The sequence below is a fragment of the Polaribacter sp. genome, assembly GCF_024639685.1.
Lineage (GTDB): Bacteria > Bacteroidota > Bacteroidia > Flavobacteriales > Flavobacteriaceae > Polaribacter.
In genome coordinates this window covers 129476-145837 of the sequence record NZ_JAHEHX010000003.1, presented here as the reverse complement: position 1 = coordinate 145837, position 16362 = coordinate 129476, and the positions used below count along the sequence as shown (strand labels likewise).

Below are 16362 nucleotides of genomic sequence, written 5' to 3'. Positions count from 1 at the left end.
TATATGATGCTATCAAGTTCTGATTTTAAACAAAAAATACATTTAATAATTTCTGCAACTATTACAATTCCTATTTCGTTTATTTATGGTTTTTATCCGAATGCTATTTTTAATATTTCTCCAAAAACTTTAGATTAACAAAACTTTTTAAAAGCAATTATGGGCTTGTATTTGGGGTTCAGTGCTTTATGGGTTATAGGCGTTTTAAAGACTAATTATCTAAATGTAGCATTGTTTAGTAATGTGATATTTATGTTAGGTTTAGGATTTGGTAGAGTTTGTAGTTACTTTATAGATGGGACAGCTTCATTTATTTTTATAGTAGGAATGTTTGGTGAATTGTGCTTGAGGCTTTATAGTCTTTGGGTTTTAACATATAAAAACAGTAATTTTGCAAAAAATTAATTTGTTTTGGCAAAAATAGACAACATAGAATTAGGCGATTTCCCATTATTATTAGCACCAATGGAAGATGTATCTGACCCACCTTTTAGAGCTTTATGTAAAGAAAATGGTGCAGATGTTGTATATACAGAATTTATATCATCAGAAGGTTTAATTAGAGATGCTGCTAAAAGCGTTATTAAATTAGACATTTACGAAAAAGAAAGACCTGTAGGAATTCAGATTTTTGGTGCCAATTTAGATTCGATGTTAAAAACCATCGAAATTGTAGAAAAATCGAATCCAGATATTATAGATATTAACTTTGGCTGCCCAGTTAAAAAAGTAGTATCTAAAGGTGCAGGTGCAGGTATTTTAAAAGACATCGATTTAATGGTTTCTCTTACAGAGGCAATGGTTAAGCATACAAATTTACCTATTACTGTAAAAACACGTTTAGGCTGGGATCATTATTCAATACGAATTGTAGAAGTCGCAGAACGTTTACAAGATGTAGGTTGTAAAGCCATCTCTATACACGGAAGAACTAGAGCTCAAATGTATAAAGGTAATGCCGATTGGAAACTAATTGCTGCAGTAAAAAACAACCAAAGAATGCATATTCCTGTTTTTGGAAATGGAGATGTAACCACTCCAGAAAGAGCTATGGAAATGAGAGATGATTATGGTTTAGATGGCGCTATGATTGGTAGAGCATCTATTGGATATCCTTGGTTTTTTAACGAAGTAAAACACTTCTTTAAAACTGGAGAACATTTGTCAAAACCTTCTATTGCAGAGAGAACCAAAGTTGCAAGAAGACACTTGCAAATGGCTATAGACTGGAAAGGCGAACGTTTAGGAGTCGTAGAAACAAGAAGGCACTATACCAATTATTTTAAAGGGATACCTCATTTTAAAGATTATCGTTTACAAATGGTTACTTCAGATGATCCTGCAGATGTTTTTAAAACCTTTGATGAAGTAGAAGCTAAATTTGGTAATGCACTAATTCCTGATATTCGATAATTACATCGTTAAAAATAGGTGTTCTCTTTAATTCAAAATTTTAAAAGAGTTTACCATCTTTTCTACCACAGGAAGATAGTTGTTATAATATTTAGGATTAGCTGCATATTGAATAACATACCCTTCATTTTCTTTAAAAAAGAGAAAAAAACTTCTAGTGTAACTTATTTCAGAGTTTATTTTTTCTGAATATTTGACAATATACATATCACCATAAACTTTGTGTTTGCCTTTTAATAGCAAATACTTGAATTTATCTTTTGGAAACCATTTACTCTTATAATTTACAAAATAATGTAAATAATCATCAATTGAGAATGATTGGGTAACACACTTTTTACGAAGCTTATCTAAACCAATATAAACATCAACTTTTCGTGAATAATAGTTTAGAGAATCAATATATTTATATTCTAAAAAATACCAATCACCATTACTAGTCTTTCCTTTTTTCCAGTCTTTGGGTTTATGTATGGTGTAATTTAATTTCTGGTTTGCGCTCAGCAAACTATCCAATTCTTCAAAAGGATTATCCTTACATCTTTTCTCAACTCGTTTGGCTGACGAGCAAGAATAAATGGATGCTAATAAACTAATAAATAAAAACTTTTTAATCATTATTCTGTAATTCTGAAAGTTTCTAGCATACTTGTAAAGTCATCTAGGTAATTAGGAAACTGACCTTTCTCTGCAAAATAAGTTATTCTATAAGGTTTGAAATTGTAATAAAAAACTGACATTTAAACTTGTATAGGTATTTCCTAAAAAAGAAGTTTTATAACTAACAGTAGAATATTTTTTATATAAAGTATGCTCTTGATAATTTACAGTTAACTTAAGATCACTATTTTTTGCTAAAATATTTTTAACGAAATCATTGGTAAAATCCTCTAAGTTATGAATATTATCATCTAAAGATAAGTGCGCTTCATCTAATACAAAAACTACTAAATAAGGTTTCTGTTTTACTGATTTTTTAGGTTTATAAGAAAACACACAATGCGTATCAAAAAAACGACGCAATTGCTCGGTATTTTTAAAGTGTAGTTTTTCTGTATCTCTGAAAAACCTGTTGTAATAATCTTTTCTTTTAAACACAAGCCATTAGAACTTGTTGCTTTTATACTTGCACAATTTATGAGTAGTATTCAAAAACCTAATACAAAAAACAATTTAAAAAAATTAAGCATACTATTTTTCAATGAATTTTTGGTTGATTCTACTACTCGCTATTTTAGCTGCAACAAAACCTAAAACTGTTATTGTAAATATAACAATTATAAAATTATAAAACTGAAATTCTACAGGGTAAGGCAAGCTTTCAGTAATCATAAATAAACCAAAAGTATCTTGTAAAAACACTAAAATAATTCCTAATATTAAACCAACTAACATTCCAAAAAAAGTAAGTAAGAAACCTTGATACACAAAAATATTTTTGATTTCTTGTATAGTGGTTCCTAAATTGTTTAAAGTTTGTAAGTTCTGTTTTTTGTCAATTATCATCATAATTATTGCGCCTATTACATTAAATAAAGCAATTATAATAATGAGCGTAAAAATAAGGTAAGACACAAAGTTTTCTGTATTTATAACTTTATAAAAAACATCATTCAGTTGCTCTTTTGTTTTTACACTGTAAGAAGTTCCCAGTTTTTTTTGCAAGGTTGTAGCAATATCATCAGCATCATCTTTATCTAATATTTTTAAAGCAATTGCAGTTACTTGATTATCTTTAAAACGCAATAGGTTTTTAGCTTGATCTAGAGTTACAAAAACATATTTATTTTCAAAGTCTTCTGTACCAGTATATATCCCTAAAACTTGCACATCTGTTTTGTAGAATGAATTAGTAGGGTTTATAAATCCTTTACCAGGCTTAGGAACCATAACAGTTAATGGTTTTCCGTAACTATTTACACCTAAGGATAGTTTTATAGCAATTGCTCTGCCAAGTACTGCTGTATTTACATAAGAAGTATCTAACCAATCTCCTATATATATTGCACTGTCTATTTTTGTAATATTCGTGTAATTATCATCGACTCCTTTTAGAAAAGCAATTTCATTTTTATCTCCGTACTCTAAAAAAACACGTTCTTCAATGACCTTTGCATAAGTAATTATATCTGGCTGATTATTTAGGATTTGCAGAAAATTATCGTCAACAAAAAAAGACTTCCCTTTTAAAGCAGTAATTTTTAAATCTGGATCTGAAGCGTCTAATAAGGTATAGCTAAAAGTTCTTAAACCAGAAAATCCCGAGAGAATAATAAATAATGCTAACGAACTTACAATTACACCAAAAGAGGCTATAATAGTAATTATGTTTATGGCATTATTGCTCGTTTTTGAGAGTAAATACCTTTTAGCTATGTAATAAGAAAAATTCAGTTTTTATGAATTTATATTTTTTTTCTGCGCGGAAGTACTTCTGGATTTTTTATAGGATCTTCATCTTTACCATTTAAAGATTTGTCTATTTCTTCTAAATAATCTAGTGTATCATCTCCAAAAAATAATAATTCTGGCATTCTACGTAATTGGTTTTTTGTTCTTTTTGCCATTTCATGACGTATTAGAACAGTATTAGATTGAACCCCTTTAACTAACTCTTCTCTTTTTTCAGAAGGAAAAACACTCAGATAAATCTTAGCCACTCCTAAATCTGAAGTAACATGAACTTTAGAAACAGAAATAATTACACCCCTCATACCATCTTGTGCTGCTTTTTGCAACACATCTACTAAATCTTTTTGCAGTACTCCTGCAATTTTTCGTTGTCTGTTAGTTTCTTCCATACTACAAATTTACAATATTTTTAAAGAGTGTATATTTTATTTTTAACTGCATACTTTACTAAATGTACTATAAATATAACATTTCACATGTATAATAGGAAAATTCTGTAGACCTCTACTTTTTTAACTTTAAAGGCTAAAAATAATTTCGTTATAATTTATTCAGTAGTGTTTTTAAAAGGCTATTTGCCATTTCTTACATAGCCATTACTATTATAACAAACAAAAAATAAATTAATTAATTACTGAGGTAGTAATTTTTAAAAATTTAAAATACTAAGTTTTCTACAAAAAAAAATCTCAAAAAAAAATTTTGAGATTTTTTTAAACAGATTACTAAATTAATCTGCTAGTATAATAGCTTTGTTATCGTTAAATTCTAAAGTTCCTGAATTAATTTGTAAGGTTAAAATCTTATCATCAGTTTCAAGTGGTACTAATAAACTATTTAACTCCTCTTTATTGAGTTGCTGAGAATGAATGTGAATTTTCACTAAACCTTCCTTTAAATTTGCAACAATAGGTGCGTGATTATTTAACATTTGGAACTCTCCATCCTCTCCTGGCACTAAAATAACATCAACCTGTGAAGAAAATAATACAGCTTCTGGACTTACAATTTCTAAAAACATATTTTTAAAAGTTTTTAGTTTCTAGTTATAGTTTTTAATTATGCATAGATAACTAAAAGCTTAAAACTCAAAACTTGTTTATGCTTCGGCTAACATTTTTTCTCCAGCATCAATTGCATCTTGAATTGATCCTCTTAAGTTAAATGCAGCTTCTGGATACTTATCTAATTCACCATCCATAATCATATTAAAACCTTTAATAGTATCTTTAATATCTACTAAAACTCCTGGTATACCAGTAAATTGTTCAGCTACATGAAATGGTTGAGATAAGAAACGTTGTACACGTCTTGCTCTATGGACTACTAGTTTATCTTCTTCAGATAATTCTTCCATACCTAAAATAGCAATAATATCTTGTAGTTCTTTATAACGTTGTAAGATTTCTTTTACTCTTTGTGCACAATAATAGTGCTCATCACCTAAAATATCTGCAGTTAAAATTCTAGAAGTAGAATCTAAGGGATCTACTGCTGGATAAATACCTAACTCAGCAATTTTACGAGACAATACAGTTGTAGCATCTAAGTGAGCAAACGTTGTTGCTGGTGCTGGATCTGTTAAATCGTCTGCAGGAACATATACCGCTTGTACAGAGGTAATAGAACCTTTTTTAGTAGATGTAATACGCTCTTGCATTGCACCCATTTCTGTTGCTAATGTTGGCTGATAACCTACTGCTGAAGGCATACGCCCTAAAAGTGCTGAAACCTCAGAACCTGCTTGTGTAAATCTAAATATATTATCTACAAAGAAAAGAACATCTTTACCTTGTGCCTCACCTGCTCCATCTCTAAAATATTCAGCGATTGTTAAACCAGATAAAGCAACTCGTGCACGTGCTCCTGGTGGCTCGTTCATTTGACCAAATACGAAAGTAGCTTTAGAATCTCTCATTCCTGCTTTGTCTACTTTTGTAAGATCCCAACCACCTTCTTCCATAGAATGCATAAAGTCATCACCATATTTGATAATACCAGACTCTAACATTTCACGAAGTAAATCGTTTCCTTCACGAGTTCTCTCACCAACACCTGCAAACACAGATAAACCACCATGCCCCTTAGCAATGTTGTTGATTAATTCTTGTATTAATACCGTTTTACCTACACCTGCACCACCAAATAAACCAATTTTACCTCCTTTTGCATAAGGCTCAATTAAATCAATTACTTTAATACCGGTAAATAAAACCTCTGTAGATACAGATAAGTCTTCAAATTTAGGAGCTGCTCTGTGTATAGATAAACCATCTTTACCTTCTTTGCTTAAGTTACCAAGACCATCAATAGCATCTCCAGTAACATTAAATAAACGACCATAAATATCGTTTCCAATAGGCATTTGGATTGGATTCCCTGTAGCTACAACTTCTGCACCTCTTTGTAAACCATCAGTGGCGTCCATAGAAATTGTTCTAACTGTATCTTCACCTATATGTTGTTGAACCTCTAATACTAAAATAGAACCATCAGCTTTTTTAATTTCTAATGAATCATATATTTTAGGAAGTTCGTTTTTTTCAGTATTGAATTCAACATCAATAACTGGCCCAATAATTTGAGAAACTTTACCTGTAATTGTAGACATTTTTATATCTAATTAAGTTATTATTTTTTAAATAGGAATGTTATCCCTTTTTCAAGATGCAAAGGTAATTTTTTGATTACAAATAAAAAAACTTTTTTAACTAAAAAAGCCTCATCTTATAGATGAGGCTTTTTGATATTTTTTACTAAACTGACTAGTTTGTCACTTTAACTTCTACTCTTCTGTTTTGAGCTCTTCCATCTCTGGTTGAATTTGAAGCAATTGGCGCTTCCACTCCAAAACCTTTTGAAGTTAATCTTGCAGCATCTACACCATTTTTAGTTAAATAGTTCATAACAGCAGCAGCTCTTTTTTCTGATAACTTTAAGTTATAAGCAGCAGAACCTGTGTTATCTGTATAACCTTTAATGATAAAGTTTGCTTTTGGAAACTTATTCATAATCTCGATCATACCATCTAACTGAGCAGAAACTCCTGATTTAAAGCTAGATCTGTTTGAGTTGAATAAAATTGACTTTGCAAAAGTATCAACACCCATTTTAGCAGCTTCAGTTATAATTTCAGGACAACCTGCTTCTGATACAACACCAGCTTCATTTGGACATTTATCATCTTTATCTAAAACACCATCTCCGTCAGTATCTGGCCAAGGACAACCTGCGTTTGCAGCTGGACCAGCAACAGATGCACATTTATCATCTTTATCTACTACTCCATCTCCATCAGTGTCAGCACAACCTTTATTAGCTTTTGTACCTTTCTCATTAGGACACATATCATCTTTATCAGCAATACCATCACTATCAGCATCAGGACAACCATTCATAGCAGCTAAACCTGGCGTGTTAGGACATGCATCATCAGAATCTTTTACCCCATCACCGTCAGCATCTGGACACCCATTAAATTCAGCCAAACCAGCAACTTCTGGACAAGCATCAAATTTATCGTATACTCCATCTCCATCAGTATCTTTTCCTCCAAATTTAACAACAATACCTAAAGAACTTTGGTAGTGAGCTTTAACTTTGTCTGAAAAACCTTTTTTAGTTCCTGTTTGAAAATTTAAACCTAAATTGTCATTAAACCAAGTATTGAAACCAAAACCTGCGTTAATCATACCTTCTCCATTAGAATTAACAGAAACGTATCCTCCTCCTAAATATACATAAGGATCAAACCAACCTGTGTTTCCAAATAACATGTTTAAATCGTATTTTACGATAGCATCAATAGAGTAGTATAAAAAATCTACATCATCTTCAGTATTTAGAAATGTAATTTCACTTAAAGCCCCTGCTAATTGTAAGGTAAATCCTTTGTCTAAATATTTTTCTCCAGAAATTCTAGAAATTGATGGTAAAAAGTTCCAATCCTTATTTCCTAACGCATCATTAATTTGTGTTGAAAAGTCGTCAGAATTATAAAAATCTACTATGTTTACACCAAATCCTACAACAAAAGGATTGTTTTCATCTTGTGCGCTTACATTACTAACAGTAACTAAAGCAAATAAAGCTATCACAGCTATTTTTAAATGTTTCATTATCAAGTTTTTAAATTAAAAGTTTAATATAATAATATACAAAAGTAAGTTCTTAAAACTTATTTACAAAGATAATTCAATAAAATGTTAAAAAAATACTTCTTTAAAATAGTTTTAAATAACGCCGAGTTCCTTACCTACTTTGGTAAAAGCTTCAATAGTTTTATTTAAATGTTCTTTTTTATGGGCAGCAGATAATTGCACTCGTATTCTGGCCTTCCCCTTTGGTACCACTGGAAAAAAGAAACCTATTACATACACTCCTTCTTCTAACAATTTATCTGCCATGGTTTGCGAAAGTTTAGCATCATATAGCATTACTGGAACAATAGCAGCATCTGCACCAACCAAATCAAAACCAGCTTTTTCCATTTCTGCTCTAAAGTAATTGGTATTCCACTCTAATTGGTCTCTTAATGTGGTGTCACTCTCTATTAAATCAAAAACTTTTAATGAACCTCCGATTATAGATGGTGCCAAAGAATTCGAAAATAAATAAGGCCTAGAACGTTGTCGTAAAATTTCTATAATTTCTTTTTTACCGGTCGTATAACCACCCATTGCACCTCCTAAAGCTTTTCCTAAAGTTCCTGTAATAATATCTACTCTATCCATTACGTTTTTTAACTCTACTGTACCTCTACCTTTTTTACCTATAAAACCTGTAGCATGACATTCATCAACCATAACCATTGCATCGTATTTGTCTGCTAAATCGCAGATTTCATCTAATTTAGCTACAATACCATCCATAGAGAAAACGCCATCTGTTACAATAATCTTAAAACGATGATTGTGCTTATTGGCTTCAATTAACTGCTCTTCTAAAGCAGCCATATCATTATTTTGATATCTATAACGAGCAGCTTTACACAAACGAACGCCATCAATAATAGAAGCATGATTTAAACTGTCTGAAATAATAGCATCTTCTTTTGTTAAAAGAGGCTCAAAAACACCTCCATTTGCATCAAAACAAGCTGCATATAAAATAGTATCATCTGTTTGATAAAAATTAGCAATCTTACTTTCTAATTCTTTATGAATATCTTGTGTGCCACAAATAAAACGCACAGAACTCATTCCAAATCCATGAGTATCCATCACATCTTTTGCTGCCTGAATTACTTCTGGATGATTTGATAATCCTAAATAATTATTTGCACAGAAATTCAACACCTCAGCTCCAGTAGATAATGTAATGACTGCATCTTGAGAAGAAGTAATAATTCTTTCAGATTTATACAATCCTTCATCTTTTATGTTCTGAATTTCTTTTTTTAAAGTATCCTTAATTTTACCGTACATTTTTTATGAATTTAGAAATGCAAATTTACAAAGTTATTTTAATTGTTTACACCTTAACAACGTCTATATTATCATTAATATAGACTAATAATTTCGCATCAACCTTAAAATTCATTGATTGCAAAACGCGTTCGTATTTTAATAGTTGTTGTCTGTGATCTTGAGAAACTGCACCTGTTTTATAATCAATAATAGTAACCTTATTTGCTGCAAAAACTAATCTGTCTGGAATAACTATTTGATTGTCTACATCTACAATTTCTCTCTCATTATATATAATGACATCTTCTACATAATATTTATTCAATTCTGGATGCTTAATGAGCTCTTCTATTCTAAGCAACATATAGTTCTTTTGCTCATCATTAATAAATCCTTGTTGATGATAAATATAAATTACTTTCTGAACATCTTTCTTTGTATATATTTTAGATAATATTTCATGAAACAAGTTTCCATAATCAATGGCTTCACCTTGTGCTGTATTCCATAATTTAGAAGCACTTGCAAGTAAAACAACATTATGATCTTGCCAAGAAGTAGAAATAAATTGTTGATGCGTTTCTGAAACGCTCTCCTTTTTTTTAGCTATACTTACTCTATTTTTAGAACCAAAAGTGTAATTTAGAACATCATCTTTCCAAAGATTTTGTTGCATTAAATAGGTGATAAAAACCCCTGAATAAAAATTCGTATTCTCTATTCCTTTTGATGATATTTTCTTCTCTGTAATAATATACAATTGCTCAACAGCTCTAGTTAATGCCACATATAAAAGATTAAAATTATCTAGTTCTAATTCCTCTCTTTGTTGATTGTAAATTTCTAAACCTCTTGCATTAACGTGACTTAAGTCTTTATTAAAAGGTAAAAGCAATTCTTTGAAATCTCCAAAATTCTCTGGTAAATCTCCAAGCCAAACCTTCGGGTTTATCTGTCTATATATATCTAAATCACAAGGAAAAATTACTACTGGAAATTCTAAACCTTTAGATTTATGAATCGTCATTACTTGCACCGCATTTTCGCTTTCTGGAGCAACAATGCTGAGTTTATCTTTCTTATTTTCCCAAAAATCTAAAAATGTATTTACATCTGTAGATTTTCTTTGTTGTTCTAAAACAATATCTAAAAAAAATTGCACATAAGCATCTGAAGTTTCTACCAGCTGAAAACCCCTAACAATTTCTTCTATCTTTTCGTAAAATGGAAATTGATTGAATCTATGGATATCAAAAGTGATATTAAACTTTTGCAATTCTTCAAATATCTGCTGATTTTCGAAAACAACGAACTCTTTTAAAAATGTTGTTTTATCGTAAGGAATATTTAAATGATGATGTAAAAAATACAACATTTCAAAACGAGCTTCTTCATCATTTGGATTTTGCAGCACCTTTAAAACATCTACTATAAAATTGACTTTTGCACTTGTGTTTAACAACAATGTTTCTGATGAAACAATTGGAACATTATTTTCTGACAAGTAATTTGCGATAGCAACTCCGTCTTTTTTAGTTCTTGTTAACACACAAATTTCAACTAAAGAAAATTCAGGTTTCAACCCTAAAATGTGCTCCAAAACTTTCTTTGGATATTTTAACTGTTCCTCTTCTTTTTCATCTTCTTTCTCTAAAAAATCAATAGAGACATACCCCCCTTTTTTTGAATTTTCGAATTGAGTATTACCCTCTAAAAATAAATTCTTGTAAGCATCATTTTGCAGAAAGTTTGCTGTATGCTGAAAAAACAAATTATTAAAATTTATTACCTCAGAAAAACTTCTAAAATTGGTTTCTAAATTTTTAATTTCTTTTGTTATTGAAAACGGATTTTGAGCTGATGCTCCTAACTCAATAAACTGTTCAGCCTTTCCTCCTCTCCATCTGTAAATGGCTTGTTTACCATCACCAACCAACAATAAATTACTGTTTTCTTGTGCTAGTGCATTATCAATTAAAGGAATTAAATTTTGCCACTGTAAAACAGAAGTGTCTTGCATTTCATCAATAAAATAATGCTGAAAACGTTGCCCAATTCTTTCGTAAATAAAAGGTGCTGGCTGCTCTTTAATATTGTCTGAAATTAATTGATTAAACTCTGCATTAAGCCTAATATTACTTTCTTCTTTTATATTTTCTAATTCTTGATTGATGTTATTTAAAACTGCTAAAGGAATCAGGTTTTTTAGAGTCAATTTGTTTAATAAAAACTGACTGTAAATTTCTTTTGAAGTATTGAAATGTGTTATAATTTGTGGCACAATACTTTCTATATCTTGAGCAATAGCATCTTTAGTAGATTTGGAATAATAATGCTGATTATCAATCGCTTTTTGAATAGTTTCTGCTCTTGTTAAGAAACTAAAATTAACCGATTTTTCGTTCATATCATTAAAAAATTTAGGGATTGTGCCTCGCATAAAATCCTTTTGCTCCAAACCCTTATCAGCTATTAGTTGAGAACAAGCTTCACCAACCTTAGAAAAAGATTCTTTTAACTCTTTTTGATGCGTAAATAACTTAGATTTTAAATCTGTAAACTCTTCTAATTTTCTTTCTGATAATTCTCTAAAATGATGAATATCATCTTCATTTAAAAGCACTCTTGCAAACTCATTTAAGTCTCTAGAAATATCCCAAGATTTATCATCATCAATTTTGTCTAAAGAATAATCTATGAGTAATTTTGTTAGTTTTTTATCCGTTCCAATTTTAGAAATTAAAACATCTACAGCTTCATTTAACAGTGAAACTGCATCCATTTCCACTTCAAAATTTAAAGATAAACCTAAATCGTAAGCAAAACTTTTTATTATTTTATGTGTAAAGCTGTCAATAGTGGTAATTGAAAACGCTGAATAATTTTGCAGAATTACCTCTAAAATTTTCTTACTTCTTATTTGAATGGTTTCCTTATCAACAGCAATTTCACTACTAATAATTAAAAACAAATCATTTTCTTTACCATCAGCAAAACTTTCTAAATTAGAAAGTACTCGTTCTTTCATTTCCCCAGCAGCTTTATTCGTAAAAGTGATTGCTAATATTTTCTGAAAAGTGAAAATATCGTCTGCACTTAATAATACTTTTAGGTATTCTTTTACAAGTGTAAAGGTTTTTCCACTTCCAGCAGAGGCATTATAAACTTCGAAAATTGCAGGTTTTTGCACAGCTAAATTTTTCATGCAAATTAATCTATTTGCAATCAAAAGCAAAGCTTACTTCAAAAGAAAAGCAGAATTTCTATTGTAGAAATTCTGCTTATATGAATTGAAGTTGGAAGAATTTTTCTATCCTAAACCAACATCTAAAGACATCATTACAATAAAACCAGCTATAAAACCTAATGTAGCAATATCTGTGTATTTATCTCTTTGTGTTTCTGGTATTACCTCTTCTACTACAACAAAAATCATTGCACCTGCAGCAAATGCTAATGCAGAAGGTAAAATTGGTGTAAAAAACGAAACTGCCAATGCTCCTAAAACCGCTGCAAAAGGCTCTACAATTGCAGATAATTGTCCATACCAAAAACTCTTGAACCTACTAACTCCTTGTCTTCTTAAAGGCATTGCCACTGCAAAACCTTCAGGAAAATTCTGAATTCCAATACCAATTGCTAAAGAAATTGCTGCAATTATCATTTCTGTTTGCTCTACACCTACTAAAGTAGAAGCTCCACCAAATAATACACCAACTGCTAACCCTTCAGGAATATTATGCAAAGTAATTGCTAGCACTAATAAAGTAGTTTTATGCCATTCTGTTTTTACACCTTCAGCTTCATTTTCTTTAAAATTAATATGCAAATGAGGTAAAATTTTATCCATCCCAAATAAAGCTAAAGCACCTAATGCAAAACCAATTGCTGATGGTAAAACTTTCATAAAACCTTCTCCTGGACTATTGTCTATAGCTGGCGCTAATAGACTCCAAAAACTAGCTGCAACCATTACACCTCCAGTAAATCCTAACATACCATCTAAAACTGCTCTGTTCATTTTCTTAAAAAAGAAAACTAAAGCAGCTCCTAAAGCTGTTAAACCCCATGTAAAAAGTGAAGCATATAAAGCAGCTTGAATTGGATGTTCTTTACCAAAAGCTACTAATTGTTCGAATGTACTCATGATTTTTTAATGTATAAATTATTTGCAATTTTATTAGAGATTGACAATTTTTTATCATCGATTAAAATAGATAGAGAATCATCAAAATCTTCCTTTTCAGTAACCTTAATACGTTTACCTAATGTTATTCCTTTTTTATCTAAAAACTGTAAAAAGTCTGATGATGAATCATTAACACCCACACAAACACCTGCTTCATCAACATTTAATGTAGATAGTAAACTTTTGTCTATAGCATTAACAAATCCATCTTTATCAGGTATTGGATCTCCATGAGGATCGTGAGTTGGAAAACCTAATAAAGCATCTAACTGATTTATTAATTTTTGAGACTTTATATGTTCTAACTGTTCTGCAACATCATGCACTTCATCCCAAGAAAAGTTCAGTTTTTCTACTAAAAAAACCTCCCAAAGTCTGTGCTTTCTTACAATATTAGTAGCTGTTTTTTCACCTAATTCTGTTAAAGTAACCCCTTTATATTTCTTATAAAGCACTACTTCTTTGTCTGATAATTTTTTAATCATATCAGAAACTGAAGAAGCTTTTGTTGCTAAACTTTTAGCAATAGCGTTGGTACTAATACCTTCTTTAGAATCTGATTCTAAATGATAAATGGCTTTTAAATAATTTTCTTCTGCTTGTGAAAACATATCATTTTTATATGTGACAAATATATACTTTTTAATTTTATAAATGTTTTTTAGACAAGTCTAAAATTTATTTTATATTTGCATAAATTTTGATCTTGAAAAATTATATTATTCTAATCTTATTGCTAATTACACAAGTTGGAATTAGCAAAAGTATAAAAGGAAAAATAACTTCTAAAAATGGCGATGCCATAGCTTTTGCTAATATTTTTCTGAAGAACACGAAATTAGGCACCAATTCTACAGATAATGGTTCTTATGAATTGAATTACAAGTTAAAAGGGAAATACACACTAGTTGTAAGTAGCATTGGGTTTAAAACCTTTACGTCTAAACTAGTTTTAGATGATAACAATCGAATTAAAAACATTGTTTTAGAAGACGATAATTCACTAGATGAAATTGTAATTTCTGGTTCTTTAAGACCCGTTTCTAAAACAGCAAGTCCTGTTCCTGTAGAAGTATACAGCAAAACTTTTTTTAAAAAAAATCCTACACCTTCTGTATTTGAATCTTTGCAAAATGTAAACGGAATTAGACCTCAACTAAACTGTAATGTTTGTAATACAGGAGATATTCACATTAATGGTTTAGAGGGCCCATATACATTTGTTTTAATTGATGGAATGCCAATTGTAAGTGGTTTATCTACGGTTTATGGTTTAACAGGAATTCCACAAGCTTTAATTGAAAGAGTTGAAGTTGTAAAAGGCCCTGCTTCCACTTTATATGGTTCTGAAGCTGTTGGTGGAATTATTAATATCATTACAAAAAAACCTACAAATGCACCAAAATTATCTACAGATGTTTTTGCAAGTTCTTGGGGAGAAGTAAATACTGATATTGGTTTACGCTATCAAATTTCCGAAAAAGCACAAGGTTTATTGGGAATTAATTATTTTAACTTTCAAAATAGAGTAGATAATAACAATGATAATTTTACAGATTTAACCCTACAAAACAGAATATCAATCTTTAACAAAATTAATGTCGACCGTAAAAGCAATAAAGTTTTTACAATTGCTGGTAGATATGTTTATGAAGATAGATGGGGAGGAGAATTGGATTGGAAACGTAAATTTAGAGGAAGTAACATTGTCTATGGAGAAAGTATTTACACCAATAGGTGGGAGACTTTTGGAACTTATCAATTACCTACAACAGAAAATATAAATTTCCAATTTAGTGCAAATGGCCATTATCAAGACTCTTTTTACGGAACAGATTCTTATGATGCCACTCAATTAATAGCTTTTGGACAATTGGTTTACGATACCAAAATAAATGACAAACAAGATTTACTTTTAGGTTTGGCTTACAGGTACACCTATTATGATGATAATACTTTTGCTACTTTAGATGAAACTGGTAATTTTAATCAGCCTTCTAAAATACATTTACCTGGAATATTTGCACAAGATGAAATAAGTATAACAGATAGAAAGAAATTATTACTTGGTTTAAGATGGGATTATAATAGTGTGCATGGAAGCATATTATCTCCAAGAATAAATTACAAATGGAACTCTAGAGATAAATCAAATATTTTTAGAGTAAGTGTTGGTAATGGTTTTAGAGTAGCCAATGTTTTTACAGAAGATCATGCAGCTTTAACAGGTGCAAGAGAAGTAGAGTTTCAAGGCGATTTAGAACCAGAAACTTCATGGAATGCCAATATTAATTACGTCAAAAAAATTAATACAGAAAACTCTTTCATCACTTTAGATGCAAGCGCTTTTTATACCTACTTTAACAATAGAATTTTACCTGATTATGAAACAGACCCTAACAAAATTATCTATGCAAATCTAGAAGGTTTTTCAGTTTCTAAGGGTGTTTCTTTAAACGCAGATATTTTATTTACAAAAGGTTTAGCAATAAATGCTGGTGCAACTTTAATGGATGTTTCAGTAACTGAAAACAATATTAAGAGGAGACAATTACTTACAGAAAGTTTTAGTGGTGTTTGGTCTATCTCATATAAATTTGACAATAATTTTACTGTAGATTATACAGGTAACTTATATGGCCCAATGCGTTTGCCTTTGTTAGGACCTAAAGACGATAGAGCAGCATACTCTCCTTGGTTTAGTATTCAAAATATTCAATTGAGTAAGAGATTCACCAATTCTTGCGAAATTTATGGTGGTGTAAAAAATCTTTTAAACTTTACACCAGCAGCCAATAGTATTTCTAGAGCATTTGATCCTTTTGATGAGCAAGTAGACCCAAATGATTCTGATGCATTGACTTTTGACCCAAGTTATGTATATGCGTCCAACCAAGGAATTAGGGCTTTTTTAGGTGTTAGATTTACTTTATTTTAGAA

General features: G+C 30.3%; 15 protein-coding genes. 4 read left to right on the top strand and 11 right to left on the bottom strand.

What is annotated here, in order from left to right:
- Nucleotides 1-3: 3 nt before the first annotated feature.
- Genes Q0L44_RS02890 through dusB form a run of 3 tightly spaced genes read left to right on the top strand, consistent with a single transcriptional unit; the run spans nt 4 to nt 1413 of the window.
- Complete coding sequence (locus tag Q0L44_RS02890) at nt 4-138, top strand: hypothetical protein (protein ID WP_296635056.1); 135 nt, start codon at nt 4-6, stop codon at nt 136-138.
- 21 nt (nt 139-159) lie between these two features.
- Nucleotides 160-405, top strand: a complete 246-nt coding sequence (locus Q0L44_RS02885; protein WP_296635052.1) for a DUF4345 family protein — start codon at nt 160-162, stop codon at nt 403-405.
- Between the two features lie 6 nt (nt 406-411).
- Complete coding sequence (gene dusB / locus Q0L44_RS02880; RefSeq protein WP_296635049.1) at nt 412-1413, top strand: tRNA dihydrouridine synthase DusB; 1002 nt, start codon at nt 412-414, stop codon at nt 1411-1413.
- 27 nt (nt 1414-1440) lie between these two features.
- Here the strand turns inward: dusB and Q0L44_RS02875 are convergent, their stop codons facing one another.
- The 11 genes from Q0L44_RS02875 to Q0L44_RS02825 all read right to left on the bottom strand — a co-directional run bounded on the left by Q0L44_RS02875 (nt 1441) and on the right by Q0L44_RS02825 (nt 14033).
- Nucleotides 1441-2031: a hypothetical protein gene (locus tag Q0L44_RS02875; protein WP_296635046.1), complete on the bottom strand. Its 591-nt coding sequence runs from the start codon at nt 2029-2031 to the stop codon at nt 1441-1443.
- A gap of 87 nt (nt 2032-2118) precedes the next feature.
- Nucleotides 2119-2511, bottom strand: a complete 393-nt coding sequence (locus tag Q0L44_RS02870; RefSeq protein WP_296635044.1) for a hypothetical protein — start codon at nt 2509-2511, stop codon at nt 2119-2121.
- A gap of 93 nt (nt 2512-2604) precedes the next feature.
- A complete protein-coding gene (locus Q0L44_RS02865) occupies nt 2605-3303 on the bottom strand; it encodes an FtsX-like permease family protein (RefSeq protein ID WP_296635041.1) in 699 nt (232 codons plus the stop codon).
- A gap of 515 nt (nt 3304-3818) precedes the next feature.
- Nucleotides 3819-4214, bottom strand: coding sequence for a 30S ribosome-binding factor RbfA (gene rbfA, locus Q0L44_RS02860; RefSeq protein ID WP_296635038.1), 396 nt, complete (start codon nt 4212-4214; stop codon nt 3819-3821).
- Nucleotides 4215-4555: 341 nt separating this feature from the next.
- Nucleotides 4556-4846, bottom strand: coding sequence for a F0F1 ATP synthase subunit epsilon (locus tag Q0L44_RS02855; protein ID WP_296635035.1), 291 nt, complete (start codon nt 4844-4846; stop codon nt 4556-4558).
- 78 nt (nt 4847-4924) lie between these two features.
- Nucleotides 4925-6436: a F0F1 ATP synthase subunit beta gene (atpD, locus tag Q0L44_RS02850; RefSeq protein WP_296635032.1), complete on the bottom strand. Its 1512-nt coding sequence runs from the start codon at nt 6434-6436 to the stop codon at nt 4925-4927.
- 154 nt (nt 6437-6590) lie between these two features.
- Complete coding sequence (locus Q0L44_RS02845) at nt 6591-7943, bottom strand: OmpA family protein (protein WP_296635030.1); 1353 nt, start codon at nt 7941-7943, stop codon at nt 6591-6593.
- Nucleotides 7944-8057: 114 nt separating this feature from the next.
- Nucleotides 8058-9251 carry a glycine C-acetyltransferase gene (kbl, locus tag Q0L44_RS02840; RefSeq protein WP_296635028.1) on the bottom strand — a complete coding sequence of 398 codons (1194 nt, stop codon included), beginning with the start codon at nt 9249-9251 and terminating at the stop codon, nt 8058-8060.
- A 46-nt stretch (nt 9252-9297) separates the two neighbouring features.
- Nucleotides 9298-12438 carry a UvrD-helicase domain-containing protein gene (locus Q0L44_RS02835; protein WP_296635025.1) on the bottom strand — a complete coding sequence of 1047 codons (3141 nt, stop codon included), beginning with the start codon at nt 12436-12438 and terminating at the stop codon, nt 9298-9300.
- A gap of 105 nt (nt 12439-12543) precedes the next feature.
- Entirely contained in the window at nt 12544-13380 is an 837-nt protein-coding gene (locus tag Q0L44_RS02830; protein ID WP_296635019.1) for a ZIP family metal transporter, read from the bottom strand.
- Nucleotides 13377-14033: a metal-dependent transcriptional regulator gene (locus Q0L44_RS02825; protein WP_296635013.1), complete on the bottom strand. Its 657-nt coding sequence runs from the start codon at nt 14031-14033 to the stop codon at nt 13377-13379. The genes Q0L44_RS02830 and Q0L44_RS02825 overlap by 4 nt, the downstream gene beginning before the upstream one ends.
- 95 nt (nt 14034-14128) lie before the next feature.
- On the opposite strand from Q0L44_RS02825, the gene Q0L44_RS02820 reads away from it, so the two are divergent.
- On the top strand, nt 14129-16360 hold the full coding sequence (locus Q0L44_RS02820; RefSeq protein WP_296635010.1) for a TonB-dependent receptor: 2232 nt from the start codon (nt 14129-14131) through the stop codon (nt 16358-16360).
- The last annotated feature ends 2 nt before the right edge of the window (nt 16361-16362 follow it).